16 protein-coding genes are annotated in these 17384 nt (G+C 50.4%); 8 read left to right on the top strand and 8 right to left on the bottom strand.

What is annotated here, in order from left to right; genetic code table 11:
* The first annotated feature begins 86 nt into the window (after positions 1-86).
* The 6 genes from punC to KDD30_RS06265 all read left to right on the top strand — a co-directional run bounded on the left by punC (position 87) and on the right by KDD30_RS06265 (position 7658).
* On the top strand, positions 87-1301 hold the full coding sequence (gene punC, locus KDD30_RS06290) for a purine nucleoside transporter PunC (RefSeq protein ID WP_211648277.1): 1215 nt from the start codon (positions 87-89) through the stop codon (positions 1299-1301).
* Positions 1302-1679: 378 nt separating this feature from the next.
* Positions 1680-4142, top strand: a complete 2463-nt coding sequence (locus KDD30_RS06285) for a bifunctional diguanylate cyclase/phosphodiesterase (protein ID WP_211648275.1) — start codon at positions 1680-1682, stop codon at positions 4140-4142.
* A gap of 106 nt (positions 4143-4248) precedes the next feature.
* Entirely contained in the window at positions 4249-4599 is a 351-nt protein-coding gene (locus tag KDD30_RS06280; RefSeq protein ID WP_211648266.1) for a hypothetical protein, read from the top strand.
* Positions 4600-4928: 329 nt separating this feature from the next.
* Positions 4929-5165 (top strand): YdcH family protein, encoded by a 237-nt coding sequence (locus tag KDD30_RS06275; protein ID WP_211648264.1) that lies wholly within the window; start codon positions 4929-4931, stop codon positions 5163-5165.
* A 248-nt stretch (positions 5166-5413) separates the two neighbouring features.
* Positions 5414-6646, top strand: a complete 1233-nt coding sequence (locus KDD30_RS06270) for an OFA family MFS transporter (protein WP_211648262.1) — start codon at positions 5414-5416, stop codon at positions 6644-6646.
* 379 nt (positions 6647-7025) lie between these two features.
* A complete protein-coding gene (locus tag KDD30_RS06265) occupies positions 7026-7658 on the top strand; it encodes a LysE family translocator (RefSeq protein WP_211648260.1) in 633 nt (210 codons plus the stop codon).
* A 37-nt stretch (positions 7659-7695) separates the two neighbouring features.
* On the opposite strand, the gene fliJ is transcribed toward KDD30_RS06265, so the two are convergent.
* From fliJ to KDD30_RS06225, 8 genes are read right to left on the bottom strand one after another with little or no spacing between them, the layout of a single operon-like run.
* A complete protein-coding gene (gene fliJ, locus KDD30_RS06260; protein ID WP_211648258.1) occupies positions 7696-8130 on the bottom strand; it encodes a flagellar export protein FliJ in 435 nt (144 codons plus the stop codon).
* Positions 8131-8148: 18 nt separating this feature from the next.
* Positions 8149-9486: a flagellar protein export ATPase FliI gene (gene fliI / locus KDD30_RS06255; protein WP_305800644.1), complete on the bottom strand. Its 1338-nt coding sequence runs from the start codon at positions 9484-9486 to the stop codon at positions 8149-8151.
* The gene (gene fliH, locus KDD30_RS06250; protein WP_249199219.1) at positions 9479-10288 is read right to left on the bottom strand and encodes a flagellar assembly protein FliH; all 810 of its coding nucleotides are present in this window, start codon (positions 10286-10288) and stop codon (positions 9479-9481) included. The genes fliI and fliH overlap by 8 nt, the downstream gene beginning before the upstream one ends.
* Before the next feature lie 3 nt (positions 10289-10291).
* Positions 10292-11302: a flagellar motor switch protein FliG gene (locus KDD30_RS06245; protein WP_371826085.1), complete on the bottom strand. Its 1011-nt coding sequence runs from the start codon at positions 11300-11302 to the stop codon at positions 10292-10294.
* Positions 11298-13004 carry a flagellar basal-body MS-ring/collar protein FliF gene (gene fliF, locus KDD30_RS06240; protein WP_211648247.1) on the bottom strand — a complete coding sequence of 569 codons (1707 nt, stop codon included), beginning with the start codon at positions 13002-13004 and terminating at the stop codon, positions 11298-11300. The genes KDD30_RS06245 and fliF overlap by 5 nt, the downstream gene beginning before the upstream one ends.
* 3 nt (positions 13005-13007) lie before the next feature.
* Positions 13008-13358, bottom strand: a complete 351-nt coding sequence (gene fliE, locus KDD30_RS06235) for a flagellar hook-basal body complex protein FliE (protein WP_211648245.1) — start codon at positions 13356-13358, stop codon at positions 13008-13010.
* Between the two features lie 18 nt (positions 13359-13376).
* The gene (locus tag KDD30_RS06230; protein WP_211648243.1) at positions 13377-14741 is read right to left on the bottom strand and encodes a sigma-54 dependent transcriptional regulator; all 1365 of its coding nucleotides are present in this window, start codon (positions 14739-14741) and stop codon (positions 13377-13379) included.
* Positions 14741-15628, bottom strand: coding sequence for an OmpA family protein (locus KDD30_RS06225; protein WP_211648241.1), 888 nt, complete (start codon positions 15626-15628; stop codon positions 14741-14743). Before KDD30_RS06225 ends, KDD30_RS06230 begins: the two co-directional genes overlap by 1 nt.
* Positions 15629-16141: 513 nt before the next feature.
* Between KDD30_RS06225 and KDD30_RS06220 the strand changes: the two genes are divergently transcribed.
* Together KDD30_RS06220 and fliN are read left to right on the top strand one after the other, a co-directional pair.
* The gene (locus tag KDD30_RS06220) at positions 16142-16957 is read left to right on the top strand and encodes a FliM/FliN family flagellar motor switch protein (RefSeq protein WP_211648239.1); all 816 of its coding nucleotides are present in this window, start codon (positions 16142-16144) and stop codon (positions 16955-16957) included.
* Positions 16958-16985: 28 nt separating this feature from the next.
* Entirely contained in the window at positions 16986-17384 is a 399-nt protein-coding gene (gene fliN, locus KDD30_RS06215) for a flagellar motor switch protein FliN (protein ID WP_371826084.1), read from the top strand.

Raw genomic sequence — 17384 nt, 5'->3', positions numbered from 1 at the left:
AAAGTAATGTTGAAATTTTAGCGTTTCACAGCACAAAACACCAAGATTAAAATCTGAAACACAATGTTTTAACGGGTTTAAATAAAATGACGACAAAACCATCCGCCACCACACTTGTTTGGTTTGCCTTACTCAGCATGCTGGGCTTTCTGGCAACAGACATGTATCTGCCTGCTTTCAGTGCAATGCAGGCAGATTTAAGCACTTCGTCGAGCCTGATCGGCATGACGTTAAGCATCTTTTTACTTGGCATGGCTGTGGGTCAGCTGATTTACGGCCCGCTATCCGATCGTCTGGGACGAAAGAAAGTCCTGTTAGGCGCCATGTTCCTGTTCAGTGTGGCAACCGTTGGCTGTGCCATGGCTCCGAATGTCGAAACCCTGCTGGCATTTCGTTTCCTCCAGGCGCTGGGCGCCTGTAGTGCCACCGTCCTGTGGCAAGCCATTGTGATCGATCGCTATCAGGGCAAAGTCGCTGAAAAGGTGTTTGCCACAATTATGCCGCTGGTTGCCCTGTCACCCGCCCTTGCGCCATTGGTGGGTGCAGCGATTCAGTCTCACTTTGGCTGGCGTGCCATCTTCCTGAGCCTGATCCTGCTTGGTGCCGTACTCGCACTCATGACCGCATGGCAGCCGGAAAGCGCAGCCAAAAAAGACAAGCAGGAAAAAATGCTGTCTGAAATGGCTGTGAACTATCGCTCTCTGCTCAAGTCAAAAAAATTCATCGGTAATATGATGATTTTTGCAGCTTGCTCGGCTGCATTCTTTGCCTACCTGACCGGCTCTCCTTTTGTCATGTCTGCCATGGGTTATTCCAGCGAAGATATCGGGTTGAGCTATGTGCCACAGACAATTGCCTTCCTGATTGGCGGCTACGGCTGTCGTGCGCTGCTGGGCCGGACTGAAGGGAAAAAAATTCTGCCATGGCTGCTGAAATTGTTCATTTGCAGTGCGCTGGTGATTTTGGTGATTACCGTTCAGACCCAACCTGACACCATCTGGCCCATTCTGATCCCTTTCTGCTTTATTGCGATTGCCAATGGTGCCATCTACCCGATCGTGATCAGCAAGGCGCTGGAAGATTTCAAACACTGCAGCGCAACGGCAGCCGGCCTGCTGAATTTCCTGCAAACCATGGGTTGTTTTGCAGCCAGCTCGCTTGTGGCAGCTTACGCAGATAAAGGATTGGATATTGTCGCTTACGGGATTGCCGGCACCTGTGTCTTTGTTCTGGCCGGTTTTGCGCTGGTGATGAAAAGTCAGGCCGCAGAAACCCGCGGGACGGCCACCGCCATCAGTTAATCCTTCACTGATTTACGACGCGCTTATACCCATCAAAGTCAGTCAATGATCAGAAATAGCGCAGGAAAAATGTTTGAGAACAAGGTGGATTTTTAGATAAGTCGTGATTCTACAATCAAAAAATCTAACGCAGTGATCGAATATTTGAACAAGCTAGGATGACCAGTGATTGACTGCGATTGGTATGAATCCCGCAGCGTCAAACGTACCCCTCTATATACCCGGTAACCTCAGGATACTGGGTATATTTTTTTCCTCTGCCAGAAGATCGTCTATTGTTCATCAGAGCATCATAAAAACTCACAGGACTTTTTTGTGATAACCGAATTCCGGTTTCTATACTCAGTGACTGGATGCCTGTTCTGTCATGGATGATATATGAAGAGAAATCTACTCCTATTCCGGAAACGTCGACTCTTGCTCGTCCCTCTGATACTTCTTATCGCTCTGTTTGTTATTTTCAGCGGGCCATGGATAGATTCCGCTGCTCAACCAGCCGATACCGCGTCTTCCTCACTTGCTGTGACTGAGCAGAATGTCACCTACGCCTATCACCGGATTGCAGAAGAATGGAAAAATGCCAGCGATCTGCATTCCTTTCTGAATCAGTTCAGTGTGAACCATTTCATCCTCAACAACCTTTATTCTCAGGAAAAACTGCAAAAATTCACCCTGTTCTCTTTAGTCTCTTTTGGTTTCCTGATTGCCTGTTTACTGCTGGCCTGGCATTTACACAAAGCGCTCAGACATGAACGCCGACTCAAAGCTAAACTCCATGACATGGTGCGAAAATATGGCCATGTGCTGAAATACGCCCCGGACGGCATGGTCATTCTGAGCCAGGACAATCGGATTGTGACCCTGAACCAATCGGCCTGCCAGATTCTGGGAACGGCAGAAGGCAAAGCCAGCAATATGCATATTGAAGATCTGCTCTCGGATCCGAAGGCCAAAGCGCAGGTGCAGGATTTACTGGAACAAGTTCACCAAGCCATGCGCCAGGGAGAAAGCCAGCCCGTCAGCACGCAAATAACTTTGCATATGAGCCCTCCTAAGCACCTTGAGCTCATTGCAATTGAAACGACCTATCTCGACGGGAACGAGTTACTGCTGAATATCCGTGACATCACCTCCTGGGTTGAGCGTGAAGAAAAGCTGAAAAGTATGTCACGCGCACTCGAGCAAAGTGATGATTCGATCATCATTACCAATGACAGAGGCATCATTGAGTATGTGAATCACAGCTTTGAGAAAATCAATGACATGCAAGCCAACGAGTTGATCGGCAGCGACGCCGCGCATCTGATCCTGGCCACGTTACAAAGTCCGAGCGAACTGGAGAAACTGCAGCAGCAATTGGTCCGCGGTCAAACGGTCAACCGCATCATTTCACTTCGCAAAAAAGACAACAGCCTGCGATATCTGGAAAAAAGAATCTCACCGATTCGTAACAACCGCGGCAAAATCAGCCACTACATTACGACAGGCAAAGATATTACCGAGCGCGTGCTCTTTGAAACCAAGCTGGAAAAGCTGGCACACTTTGATTTACTGACTCAGCTTCCCAACCGTCTGATGCTCAAAAGACACATCGACATGCTCAGGAAGCAGCCGTCAGCTGTTCAAATGGGGCTGATGACGCTGAATCTGGATCGCTTTAAACAGATTAACGAATCCCTCGGCCACGATACGGGGGATCAGGTGCTGATTGCTGTCAGCCAGCGTCTGCAAAATACCTTGCGGGAACACGATATTCTTGCCCGGCTGGGCAGTGATGAATTTGCGATTCTGGTGGTTTCAGAACAGAGATTTCCGGTGCTGGAACAACTTGCCGAACGGATTTTGGATCAGCTTCATGAGCCTTTTGTGATCGACAACAAAGAAGTCGTCGTTGGCGCCAGCATCGGTATCACGTACTGCGAACAGGAAGAGACCAGCAGCGAAGATTTACTCCGCCAGGCCGACATCGCGCTCTATAAAGCCAAGGATAAAGGCCAGCAACATCAGTACCGGGTCTATAACCGGCAGATGGGCGTCAACAGTGTGAAACGGCTGGAGATGGAGGCGCAATTACGGCAGACCTGTGGCTCAGACCGATATCAGTTCTACTATCAGGGCCGCTTTGATTCACGAAGCCGAAAACTCTGTGGTGTTGAAGCTTTGCTGCGCTGGTACAACGATGAGGGAGAAATGCAGTCTCCGACAGAATTTATCCCCATTCTTGAAACCACGGGCCTCATCATTGATGTGGGTGAAGCCATGATTCACCAGGCTTGCAAACAACTCCGACAATGGCAGTTACAAGGCCACTGGCTGCATTTTGCGCTGAACATTTCCGCCCGGCAATTACTGAATTCGGATATCGTTTCAACCATACAGAGAGCCATCCAGAGCAACCGGTGTGACCCAAGTTATCTGGAACTGGAGATCACTGAAAGTGTATTGATGTCCGATGTAAAACAGGCACTCAGCAAACTGCGTCAGCTCAACGCGCTGGGTGTCAGAATCGCGATTGATGATTTCGGTACCGGTTACTCATCTCTGGCGTACTTAAGCCGCTTTCCCATTCAAATCCTGAAAGTCGATCGGGAATTTGTCCGTGATCTGCCGATTAACCGGGAATCAGTCACCATCACCAATGCGATTGTTGAACTGGCACATAACCTGAACATTCGCGTGGTTGCGGAAGGTGTCGAAAATCAGGGACAGGCAGATTTTCTGGCCAGTATCGGTGTCGAAGAATTTCAAGGCTTTCTGTACTGTCAGCCCCTGCCCGTTGCGCAATTTGAAACTGAATTTTTAACAGCTGTGATTGATCTCAAACGCCACTCGATTTCCTGATCTGAAGCAGCATGGGTTCGAAACTTTGCACAAAAGCGGCGTGAATCTGCTTTGCCATTCGATGGCAGAGGTTTACAATATTGCGCCCAGCCAAGAGGAGGCCGCCATGGACTTTAGTGATTATCTGGACAATGTGCTCAAGCAACGCCAGCAACAAGCCAAACAGCCAGCCCAATCCAAGCAGCAACCCCTTTGGGTTCAGCAACGCCAGGAAGATAAAACCAGTCAGAGTCTGGCCCGAGATGCGCTGGCAAAAGCTCAGGAAGATGCTTCTGAACGTGCGGAACAAGAATCCAAAGCGCTGCACGTCCGCTTAAATGGCCGCTACCTCACCGCAGAAGAAGCACAAGCCAAAACAAAGCTGCAAACTCAGGCTGCACCGGCAAACCCAGATCGCATTGCTTACATTCAGTCGCTGAAAAAAAACTTGCGCAGTAAAAAATACAAAGGCAATTGATTCGATGATGATCCATCACTGAGCCAGTGATGGATGACAGCCCCCTTGATACTCCCCTTTCGTGACTGCTTTGTTCTGACGCTGTGTTTGTCACAACCCTTTGTGACAACGTCACTTCAAATCATCTTCCTTTCCCTCATTTTCGGGCTGACTCGCTTGAAAGTGGCACGATTCGACTATCCTTAACAATGTGCTGCCGTACTTTAGACTGCAAGGAATGCAAAAAGCAGCATCAATCTCCGACCTGAAACCACATCAGATGCATATGAATAAGAATTAAAGGAGAAAAAGCAGGGCTTTCATTCACGTAAAACTATGGAGTGACAGACATGTTAGGTGAAAATCACGCACTCTTCATTGAGTTCCCCGAGATGCAGGAAAAAATCAGAGATCTGAAGTCGCAGGATGAAAACTTCAAAGCCATGTCCGACAGATACCACGAACTTGACCACAAAATCCGGGGACTGGAATGCACCAATATTCCAACCGAAGACCACCACTTCACCCAACTGAAAATGGAACGTTTACAACTGAAGGATAAGCTTCACAGCATCCTGACGAATTAATCAAACATTGAGGTACCCACCCAGGAAATCCACCCTGTCTTCACCTTCACGCCATGGAGGTGAAGACATCAGCACCGAACCATCTTCCGAGTTGATCATCCCATTTGTAACAAAATATTACCCTTCGATATTTCTTCAACATTTATTGATAGAATCCGCGCCCTTATCAAGAAATACATCTTTTTTTGATTAATATCAAAAATTGTTTAACGAATGAAGCAGTTAGCTTTTCCGCAATAGAGAGTCCTATGAAAACATTTGATCGTGCCAAGCAAATCCTGCTGGCAGGCTTCTGTATTAACCTATGTATGGGCATTTTGTATGCCTGGAGTGTGTTTAAGAAAGCGCTGGTTGTCGATCTGGGCTGGTCAAATGCCGACGCATCACTTCCCTACACCGTCGCCATTATTACTTTCTCTCTGTCCCTGTTAATGGCGGGTATTCTGCAGGATAAAATTGGTCCCCGGAAAGTTCTGCTGTTAGGAACCACCATGGTCGGTCTGGGCATGATTATCTCCAGTTTTGCTACCACCCCACTGTTGCTGGTACTGACTTTTGGTGTCCTGACCGGTTGTGGTATCGGGTTTGGTTATGCCTGTTTAAGCCCTTCGGCCATGAAATGGTTCCACCCGTCTAAAAAAGGCATGGTGAATGGCCTGATCGCTGCAGGTTTTGGTCTGGCAGCTGTGTATCTTGCGCCCCTGACAGCTTCGCTGATTGCTGACTACGGCATTAACCAAAGCTTCCTGATCCTGGGCGTAGCCGTGCTACTGATTGCTGTACCACTGGCCTGCACGATCTCCAACCCACCAGCAGGCTATCAGCCTGAAGCACCCGCCAATACTGATGCAAACACTGTACAGGCACCGAGTGTGGATATTACCTGGCGCGGCATGGTCAAGACACCTCAGTTTTACTCTCTGTGGGTGATGTATGCATTCGCTTCTGCTGCGGGTCTGATGATCATTGGTAACATCACTTCGATTGCAGCGGCACAGGCAGATTTATCTGATGCTGCGTTTCTGGTGGTGATTCTGGCGGTCTTCAACTCAGGTGGCCGGATTGTTGCAGGAATGCTGTCTGACAAAATCGGTGGTGTTAAAACCCTGCTGATCGCCTTCGTGATGCAAGCCATCAATATGGTGATGTTCGCCACTTTCGACAATGAGTTCAGCATGATGGTTGGCGCGGCCGTTGCCGGTGTGGGTTACGGTACGTTGCTGGCGGTATTCCCATCCATTACGGCAGATTTCTACGGCCTGAAGAACTACGGTGCAAACTATGGTGTACTCTACACGGCCTGGGGTGTGAGTGGCTTCATTGGTCCTGTGGTTGCTGCTGTTGCCGTGGACATGACAGGCACTTATACGCTGGCCTACACCGTGTGTTCCGCCATGCTGGGCGTTGCTGTGCTGCTGGCATTCATCACCAAACCCGTGAACGCACAGGCACTGCAACAAAAATTAGCGACCGCTGCGTAACAACAAGCGATCCGAAAACACAGAAGCACAGCCACTGGCTGTGCTTTTTTATTGGTTCATATTCTGAAGGCAAAAAAAACCCGATACCAACAAGATATCGGGTAAACAAATAGTGGTGAAAATGTTCCTAACGGGAACAGGATATGCGCTATTCAGTACCACGGCTGAAGACTGTGCGATTGGCTTAACAACAATCTTCATGGGTACTCAGGTAGCAAATAGTTAAGGCGTCCAATTTTTGGTTTGATTAAACATTTTTTCAATAAAATCACTGATGTTGCTGATTCAAGGATGAATGGATTGAGGCAGCCGAGATCAAATGCAACAATGCACCTAACCTGCGGCATATTTTTCAACTCAAGGATAAGAGGATTTTATTTTGCTGAGTACACTCCTGCTTTACTGCATCGCTTCTTTTACCGTCACCATCATTCCTGGTCCGACAATGCTGCTGTCACTGACGAACGGTATCTCCAGAAACAAAACCATTGTGTTTTACGGTATTCTGGGGGCGGCGCTTTCAGACGCAATTTTAATCAGTGCCGCCGGTCTGGGACTGGGTGCATTAATGGCTGCCTCCGAAAGCCTGTTTCTCGTCGTTAAATACTGTGGCGTGGCCTATCTGCTCTGGCTTGCGTATCAATTATGGCGCAGCGTTCCGTCTGTTGATGCCTACACCTCAGACACACTCAAAAAAGCACAAGTACACAGCCCTGCTGCCGCTTTTCGCCGGAGTTTATTTGCCGCTTTATCGAACCCCAAAGGATTGCTATTCTTTGGCGCATTTCTGCCGCAGTTTCTTGATCTCACCCAACCTGTCCTGATGCAGTATGTACTCTACGCAACCTGCACCATCCTCATTGATATCGCCGTCATGCTAGCTTACGCCACGGCTGGATTTCAGGCGGCAAAATACCTGTCGTTTCGGCGTCTGAGATTTCTGAATAAAACCTCTGCTTCTGTCTTGGTCGCCATGGCGTCCGGCTTGGCTTTTTTCAGACAAACATCTTGAATCTATCTATGAAAAAAGCGCCCTTTCGGCGCTTTTCTTATAATGCTCTGCGTTTGCAGCGGGCGTTGATTAAGTCTTCAATGAACTTTTGCTCTTTTTTGGCCTGTTCATAGCGCTGTTTGACTTTCCAGCGTTCCATGACGGTTTCCAGGCCTTTCACCTTCACCTGGCTCTGTTCCAGCGCCTTTTTCGTGCGCTGGCTTTCTGCGTGCATGAGCGCCATTTCATGCTGCTGATGGGTGATCAGGCGGTTCAGCATGGCATTCACCTGTGTGGAGTTTTGCAGCGCAAGCGGATTCACACCGCCTGCACCTTGCTGAACATTTCCCGGTTTCAGTACAGCCAAAGCCTGTAATTGCTGGGCAAAAAAACCAACCTGCTCCTGTTGCCGGGCAAAATCCTGCCCCTGTTGATCACGCTGCTGTTCCGCGATTTGCTGAAGCTGGCTGACGGCTTTTAATTTACCCTTCATCACACACCTGTACTTGCTTTACTGAGTCTGTGTAAACAGCTCTGCTAAACGGACCAGAGACTGCTGGTAATCGGTCACCTCATCCACTTGCTGCACCAGAAAATCTTTCAGCTGCGGATGAAGCCGAACAGAAAGATCCAACTCCGGATCCTGTCCCGGCTGATAACCCCCTAACGGCAATAACTCTTTCACTTGCAGATAGTTCGCATTCAACTGGCGGAACCGGTTTGCCACCGTGACATGTGAGCTTTCGGTACAACTGCCCATACAACGGCTGATCGAGGCATTGATATCAATCGCCGGATAATGACCCTGTTCAGCCAGTGTACGTGATAACACGACATGACCATCCAGAATGGCCCGCGCAGAATCCACCACAGGATCCTGCTGATCATCACCGTCTGCGAGTACGGTATAAATCGCCGTGAGACTGCCATCCGGATGCTCCCCGTTTCCGGCGCGTTCCAGCAACTGAGGCAACTGACCAAACACCGAAGGCGGATAGCCCCGGGAAGCCGGTGGCTCGCCCAGAGACAGGGCAATTTCACGCTGCGCCATGGCAAAACGGGTCAGCGAGTCCATCATCAGCAAAACGTCTTTGCCCTTGTCGCGGAAATACTCCGCAACCCGGTGACACAGTTTGGTCGCACGCAGACGCATCAGCGGCGATTCATCAGCCGGAGCAGCGATCACCACCGCACGCCTCATACCTTCTTCACCGAGGTTACGCTCGATAAATTCACGCACTTCCCGGCCCCGTTCGCCGATGAGTCCGACCACCACGATATCCGCTTTGGTGTTTTTGGTGATCATGCCCATCAGGACACTTTTACCCACGCCGCTGCCTGCCATCAGGCCAATCCGCTGGCCTTTTCCCAACGTGAGAATCCCGTTCATCGCCCGGATACCGACATCCAGCGGCGTGTCGACTAATCGACGTTTCATCGGGTTAATCGGGGCAGGATTTAAGGAAACCTTTTCGCCGCCTTTTAAAGGCCCCAGATCGTCAAAAGGCTCGCCAAGACCATTCACGACCCTGCCAAGCCAGTGCTCACCCAGTGAAACCGTACTGTCGCCATCCAGCGGCACCACTTTGGCACCCGCATAAAGACCACCCAGTTGCCGGACTGGCATCAGATAAGCAACATCCCGATCGAATCCAACCACTTGGGCTTCAATGGCTTCCCCATCATCGGTTTCGACCAGACAACGCTGTTCCAGACGGAATTTACAGCCAACGGCCTGAAGCATCAGGCCGTTCACTTTCACCAACCGCCCGGTGACCCGGGCAATCGGAATGGATGACATTGATGCAATCGCATCGTTCAAGCGCTCATGGAAAGCAGGGTCACTCACGGATGTCCTCCGTGCTTACCGCTTGTGGTTGCGTCTCCGCTGCTGCAGCGGGCTGCTGATTTTCTTCCAGCAGGTGCTCACGGAGCGTTTCCATACAGGCTTCCAGTCGCGCATCGCTGCTGGCATCGGCTTCAGCATGTTCGGTCACCAGCTGAACGCCACCGATGGGCATCTCTTTGTTCGCCACCAGCTTCCAGCTCGGATGCAGGGTCGGACTCAGATTGTTGATTCGCTCCAGATCCTGAGGATTGAGGTGAACCACAACTTTGTCGCTGTTCCCCGGCATGCTGTCGAGGGTTTCTTCAACCAACGCCAGAATCTGCTGAGGCATCAGCGTCAGTTCGGCGCGAATGACCTGCTGCGCGACTTTCTGAACCAGCGAACAGATTTGCTCACGCTGCGCATGTTCCCGCTCGTTCTGCCACTGCTGAATATGGGTTTCCAGTGCCTGCAACGGCGCAATCACCGACTCATACTTTTCACGTCCCTGACCTTCACCCTTGGTGTAGCCCTGCTGAAAGCCATCCTGCTGACCCAGGTTGAAGCCCTGCTGGCGACCCTGCTCGGTCCCCTGACGCAGTCCTTCGTCATATCCTTGCTGCAAACCCTGCTGGAAACCTTCTTCCAGACGTTTTTGCAGTGCAGCCTGATGTTCCTGAGTGTTCAGCGGCGTTTCGCCCGAAAAGCCATCCAGATCCTGCACCGATTCTTCGCTGCCATGCACCACAGGTTTCACCATCGGCGGGAAGCGGTGAGAACGGTATTCACCGGGGGTCAGGCGCATCACTTTTAATGAACGCATTGATTACTCCACCGTTTGTTCCTGATACAGGCTCAGTTCAATCTCACCGGCATCTGCCAGTTCGCGGACCACCTGCATGATTTCCTGACGTGCTTTCTCAACACGGGACAGCGGCATCGCACCCCGCATCGCCATTTCGTCGTCGAGTGAACTTGCCATCCGCTGCGGCATCGACTGTTTGATTGCCATCTGAAGCTTGAGATCGGCACCTTTCAGTGCAGTTGCCCACAGATCGATGGTGATTTCCTGCACCAGACGGTCCATCGTTGCTTCGCGTTGACGTGCCAGAATCACGAAGTCGAACATATTTTCTTCGATTTCGCTGACAATCTTCTCGTCGTGCAGTTTCAGCATTTCCATCAGCTGAGCACGATCACCTTCAAAGCGGTTAATGATATCGGCAGCCTGCTTGGCACCCAGAACAGATGCGCCCTGTCCGCCAGACACCTGCTGGATACAGCGGTCAACCAGCTGATGCAGATCCTGTGCGACCTCATGGTCGATCTCGCTCAGGCGGGCAACGCGGTAAATCAGCTCATCATGCTGCTCTGATGGCAATTTGCTCAGCACCTGAGACGACGTCTCCGGCGGCAGATAGGCCAGGAAAATGGCCTGCATCTGCGGGTGCTCCTGGCTGATGAACTTGGCGATCACATCCGTATCGACCCATTGCAGACGCTGCATGTTATTTCGCAGTTCGTCACCGTAAATACTGTTCAGGACACCTTTAGCCAGGTCCTGACCCAGCGCTTTCGACAGGGTGTTCGACAGATAATCTTTCGAAGCGCCCCGGATACCACTGTGGGCACGAAAATCATCAAAGAAACGCTGAATCACATGTTTGGCATTCTCGCTTTTAATGCCCGTGAGTTTGGCCATCGAACGGGTGACACGTTGTACTTCTTCGCGGGAGAAATAACGCAGCACCTGTGCCGCTGCGTCTTCACCCATCCCCAACAGAACCAGCGCAGTTTTATCAACACTGCTCAGCGATTCCAGATCTGCCGGATTAATTGTCTCGGTTTTGCTCATTTCCATTCACCCATTGTTTAAGGACTTCAGCAACACGCTGCGGCTCTTCGCTGGCAATTAAAGTCAGGTGCTTCAGCTGGATGTGCAATGGTGAACCGGAAGGCGGCAACATCATTTCAGCATCAGCATCCAGACCGTTGGTGGTATTGCTTAACCCACGGTCAGACAGACGACGGTTCAGCTCATTTTCCTGGGCTTTCTCATCCAGTTCTTTGCTCAGAATGTCATCTGGCAGGCTGGCAATTTCCATCTCGCGGCGCGCTTTATCGACACCGGTCAGGTGACGGATCAGCGGACGCAGGACAAAGAAGATCATCGCCAGACCCAGCAAACCACCAATGATGTAGCGCAGCGGCTGTTGCAGTGCCGTATCCTGCCACCATGGCATTGGCGCGGCGGATTCGATCGTGACCGGCTTGAAGGCAAAATTCATCAGACTCAGGCTGTCACCCCGCTGGGCATTCAGGCCGACCGCTTCAGAAATCATCTGGCTGATCTCCGCTTTCTGGGCGTCATTCCATGCCGTGCCGTCCGGTGCGGACTTGTCATCCAACAGTACAGAGACATTCAGCTTCTTAATCTGACCCTGCTGATATTGTGTATGGCGCACACTGCTGCCCAGCGCAAACTGGCGGTTCACTTCAGAACGCTCGCTGGTATTTTTCGGCGCATCCGGATTGTTGTCTTCTTCCACCGTTGGCGGCTGGTTGCTCAGTGAACCCGGTACACCCAGTGCAATTTTATCGATGGAGTTGTTCTCGATGCTGTGCTCAGAGCGAACAACCGGATTGTCATCAACAATTTCACGGGTTTCTTCAATACGGTTGAAGTCCAGATCTGCAGCCACCTGCACGCGGAAATTACTCGGGCCGACAATCGGTGTCAGCATGTCGGATGCACGCTGAATGATCTGCTTTTCCAGATTCTTCTGGTATTCCAGATACTTGGTATTCATCCGGCCTGCGGAATCCGAACCGATATCCACACTGAGCAGACGACCAAACTGATCCACAACGGATACCTGTTCCATGGACATGCCCGTCACACTGCCGGAAACCAGATTCACGATGGCTTCCACTTGCTCCGGCTTCAGATCTTCGCCGGATTTCAGTTCAACCATGACTGAAGCTGTCGGCTTTTCGCTGTTCTGACGGACGAAGAGTGTCTGACGCGGAATCGCCAGATGAACCCGGGCATTATTGACTGCATTCAGAGAAATAATGGTCCGGGCCAGCTCACCTTCCAAACCGTGGCGATAACGCGCGGTTTCGATGAACTGGCTGGTGCCTAAAGAAGAGTCATTCTGAAGTGTTTCCAGCCCGGTCGGCAGTTTCGCCTTGACGCCTTTCGCAGCCAGCAGCATGCGGACTTCGGCGACACGGCCTTCCTCAACCAGCACCTGGCCGTTGGTTTCCTGCAAGCGGTAAGGCACACCTTCCGCTTCCAGCACGGAGATGATTTCACTGGTGTCAAAACGTTCCTGCTGACTGTAAAGCGGGCGGTAACTTTGAGTGGATGTCCACAGCGCGACAACGATAATCGCCGCAACAACAGCAGCCAGTGCGGCAGACAGAACAAGATTGCGCTGACTGCTTTGCCAGGCCAGCTTGGCCCGGTTCAGCAGATTATTTGAACGGTCAGAAGCGGTCAGCTCGGCTGCTTCTGCTTGAGTAATCATGGTCATAATTTACACCGGCATCTTCATTACATCTTCAAACGCACCGACCACCTTGTTTCGCACCTGCATCAGCGCAGAGAACGACAGGCTGGCCTTCTGGCTGGCAATCATTGCCCCGACCAGATCATCACTTTTACCGGTTTCTACCGCAGTCATTTTCGCACTCGCATGCGCCTGATGGTTGTTCACAAGGTCCAGTACCCCTGTCATTGCCGAAGAAAAAGAAAGTGGCTTGACTTGTTGATCCAAAGGGTTGGCTTTCACAGCAAATTCCTGATTTGCCTGTGCTTGCATGAGCTGCATTTTATCCAGCATGAGCTGCTGGGCTGTGGTTGTCTGCGTCAGATTCGTCGCAAGCATACTTGTGTCTCCTAGTCGTTAAGCTGCTGAGCCAATTTGTGAAATATCAATGCCTTGCTCACGCATTGCCGCTAATTTGTATCGCAGAGCCCGGGTGGTGACACCCAGTGCTTTTGCGGTCATGGTCCGATTGCCGTCATGCTGTTTAAGCACATCGAGCACATACTGAAATTCAGCCTGTTTTTTCGCACCGATATGTCCCTGCTCCGTGCCCATGGCGACCGAGACGGCTGGCAGATAGTCCGGCTTGATAGCCTGAACTTTACTGCTGTCGATCGGCAACATCAGATCCTGAGCGGTAATGAAATCACCATGACGCATGACCAGTGCCCGCTGAATGATGTTTTCCAGTTCGCGAATATTGCCCGGCCAGTGGTAGTGCATCATCATCTGCTGTGCATCTGATGACATCTGACAGGCACTGCCCTGCTGATATTTACGGATGAAAAAATCTGCCAGCGGGAGAATATCTTCAGGACGTTCGCGCAAAGGTGGCCAGTGCAGCGGCAGGACATCTAACCGGTAATACAAGTCTTCACGGAAAGTACCTTCCTGAACAGCGATCCGCAGATCCTTGTTCGTAGAAGCAATCACCCGAATATCCAACTTGATGGTTTTGTGGCTACCGACACGCTCAACTTCACGCTCCTGCAACACACGCAGTAATTTGGCTTGCAGCGGTGGAGACATTTCTGCAATTTCATCCAGCAGAATGGTGCCTCCGTTCGCTTCTTCAAATTTACCGCTCTGGCTGCCGATTGCGCCGGTAAACGCACCTTTCACATGACCAAACAATACGGCTTCCAGCATGGATTCCGGGATTGCAGCGCAGTTCACCGCCACGAAAGGCATCTTGCTGCGTGGCGACTGCTGGTGCACATAGCGCGCCAGCACTTCTTTGCCCGTCCCGGATTCACCTGTGATCAGCACACTAGCATGGGTACAAGCCGCCCGGTGCGCCAATTGCAGAATCTGCTTGCTTCGCCACGATTCAGCCACGATGTCAGACATCGGTTTTTGCAACGCTTCGACCCGGGCCAGCAGACTGAGCAACTGCGCCGGTTCAAAAGGTTTCAGCAGATAATCTGTCGCCCCCGCTTTCATGGCTTCTGCAGCCAGCAATCCTTCGTGCTGATCGACAATTGCAATCGCAATCCGGCGTTGCTGAGGATCCGCAGCCGTCTGGCTGAAGCGTACCCACTCCGTCAGCGACATATCCGGCAATGCAGAACTCACCAGCGTGATCAGAGCCCGCTGGGATTGCAGGCCTGCTTTGCCTGACGTGAGATAATCAACCTGATAGCCTGCCTGTTCCAGCACCTGAATCACTTGCTGGGCTTGCTGTCTGTCCGGCTCAATGAGCTGAATCGTTTTTGTGAACATTACTGCACCCTGCTTTTTTCATGATTATCAGCACGCAGTACCCTCACCGTGACCCGGCGATTTAACGCTTGTCCGTCAGCTGTTTGATTGCTGGCGACCGGGTATCGTGAACCGTGTGCCCTTGTCTGAATTAAGCCGTCCTTCACACCTGCTTCCCGGAGAAAACTGGCGACATCATCCGCCCGGACTTTTGAAACCTGTATGTTGCCCAGATTGGAACCAACGCTGTCTGTGTGGCCATCAACCAGAACCTTGCGAATCGATGTATCCCGGCGAATGTAATCCGCCAGATTCTTTAAGGTTTCTTTTTGAGATGTACTCACCGTGCGTTGCCCCAATTCGAACTGGAACACCAGATCCCGAGCCTGTTTATAGGACATCGCCGGTAAACGGGAACGGCACTCATTGAACTGCGCCAGCGGGCCGGACATATTGACACTGGAAAGCATGACATCAACCGGCGTACTCGGGCGTTGATACATCAGGGAAACCCTGGCCCACTGTCCGGCCATCATGCCATCCAGCAGTGCATCAGCCATGCCCGTAAACGTGACTTCTAACGGACTCATTTGCTGACCGGGAGTCAATGGTTTCTGAGTCGGTGATTCCACCCAAGGGCCATCCTGCAGATAGAGGCCTGCACTGTCGTACTGAGCGACAGGACGCAGAGGTTTGACTTTCAGAACCAGCTCTTCCCCGGCATCAGCAATAAAGCTGACTTCACCAAACTGTTGCACCTGCTGGTTTAATGAACACTGAAATTTGCCGCCTTGGTATTTCCATTCGACAAGATCCATTGGCGTAGAAACAACCTGTGCTTCAGCAGAGGAAGCCGCCGCAAGAGTCATTAATAAGAATGTGTATTTCTTGTTGAATGAAATTAACATTTTTGCCCTTCTCTGATTTCGGAAATAACCAAAAAATCATTTTTTGCCCGTAAGAACCAACTTAGCCAATATTATTAAATAGCCAAATCGCTTTTATATTTCTTTGTCTGTTTTTCTTGCTCAAAATCACTTTAAAACCTCAAAGGTGATCTTGATTCAATTTATATTTGACGCACCGCTGACACTAAATTGACACCAGCATGACAGAGTTTTCTGACGCCAATAATCTTTGATATAGCTTCAAAAACAGCAAGTTGGGATTAATATCACTGATTGAAACAATGCGCTTTTTATAGCGGACATAAAAGTCTCATCAATTCATATATAAGAAAACCCTATAAATGACTCGATAATCAACATGTGGACTAACATCACAAATTTAAAATCAATAACTAAAACACAAGAAATAGCTCAGGCTAGACTTAGGTAAAACTAATACTGATGAATATTTTTAGCAGTAATTAAAGCCGCAACGTTTAATTCGTTGCATATGAGTTCTGACGGATATGCCATATGAAAAAAATTGAGTTAAATAGTGCTCAACAATTCCCAAAGCTGAACGTTGAACATTTAGGACGTCCAATCCATGTCATCCGGGAATCGTTACAAAAAGCTTTCTCGCAGGCAGATTCGTCAATCACCCAGGATCTGCAACGCTGGGTGAAGGATAAGAACCTGTCGTTCCGGTTGTCTGACATTCAGTTGGCAAGCAGACAGCCGACCGAGCACACGGAACACACCTCTGTGATTCGCCATTCCTCTGGCGGACTGATTCAGGCACAACTTGATGTTTCAATGTTGTTGTCTTTGTCGGATAAGTTTTACAACGCGGATATTGACCGCAGTGATCTGGCAAATGCTGCTTCAAAGCTGACCGCCAGTGACCTTCGTTTACAGCATCGCCTGCTGAAACGGCTGTGTGCGTTGATCGACGACAATGACAGCTGGCAAATGACAGATGAGACCCTGAGTGTCGGTGTTGGGCTGCTGGCCACCTTCATGGTTGGCTACCGCAAGAAAACCGCGGAATTCACCGTGTATCTGAATGAAACCATGCTGCAGTCGCTGATGGACGAGATGGCAGTTCAGACCAACGAGTCACTCGGCGAGGGCTTTCGGAAAGTTCTGGAAGACACACCTGTCATCCTGAACGCGACACTGTGCCAAAAGAAAATGCCGCTGGACGATGTGCTCAAACTCCGCCCGGATGATGTGCTGAATATTGATCTGCTGACTCATGTGCCTGTTCGTATCGGGCAAGAACACCTTTTTAACGGATGCGTGGCCGACAAAGATGGCCAACTCGTTCTGATTCTAAATGACAAATAAACAATTACAGGACCCAACAATGACTGATGTGAATGAGATGACTGACGTAAACGCATTCAGCGAGGACGATCTGAACTTTGATGATCTGGATCTGGACCAGCTGGACAGCGATGCAGAGCTTCAGCAGGAATCTGACGCTTCTCCTTTCATTCCCTATGATGAAGTGCCTTCACGCGACATTAACTTCTTCAAGAAAATTCCGGTCACGGTCACGCTGGAAGTATCCAGCACGGAAGTCTCGTTAGGCGAACTGATGAAAGCCGGTGAAGGCAGCGTGATTGAGCTGGACAAACTGAATGGCGAACCATTAGATGTGAAAGTGAACGGTTCTCTGATGGGTCATGCCGAAGTGGTCGTGGTGAATGATAAATACGGCCTGCGTTTAATCGATATTGTGGACTCACCGCTGAACTCCGTGGAATCCTGA

It is taken from the genome of Photobacterium sp. GJ3, assembly GCF_018199995.1.
Lineage (GTDB): Bacteria > Pseudomonadota > Gammaproteobacteria > Enterobacterales > Vibrionaceae > Photobacterium.
The sequence above is the reverse complement of the archived record's forward strand: the minus strand, read 5'-3'. Positions and strand labels throughout refer to the sequence as shown.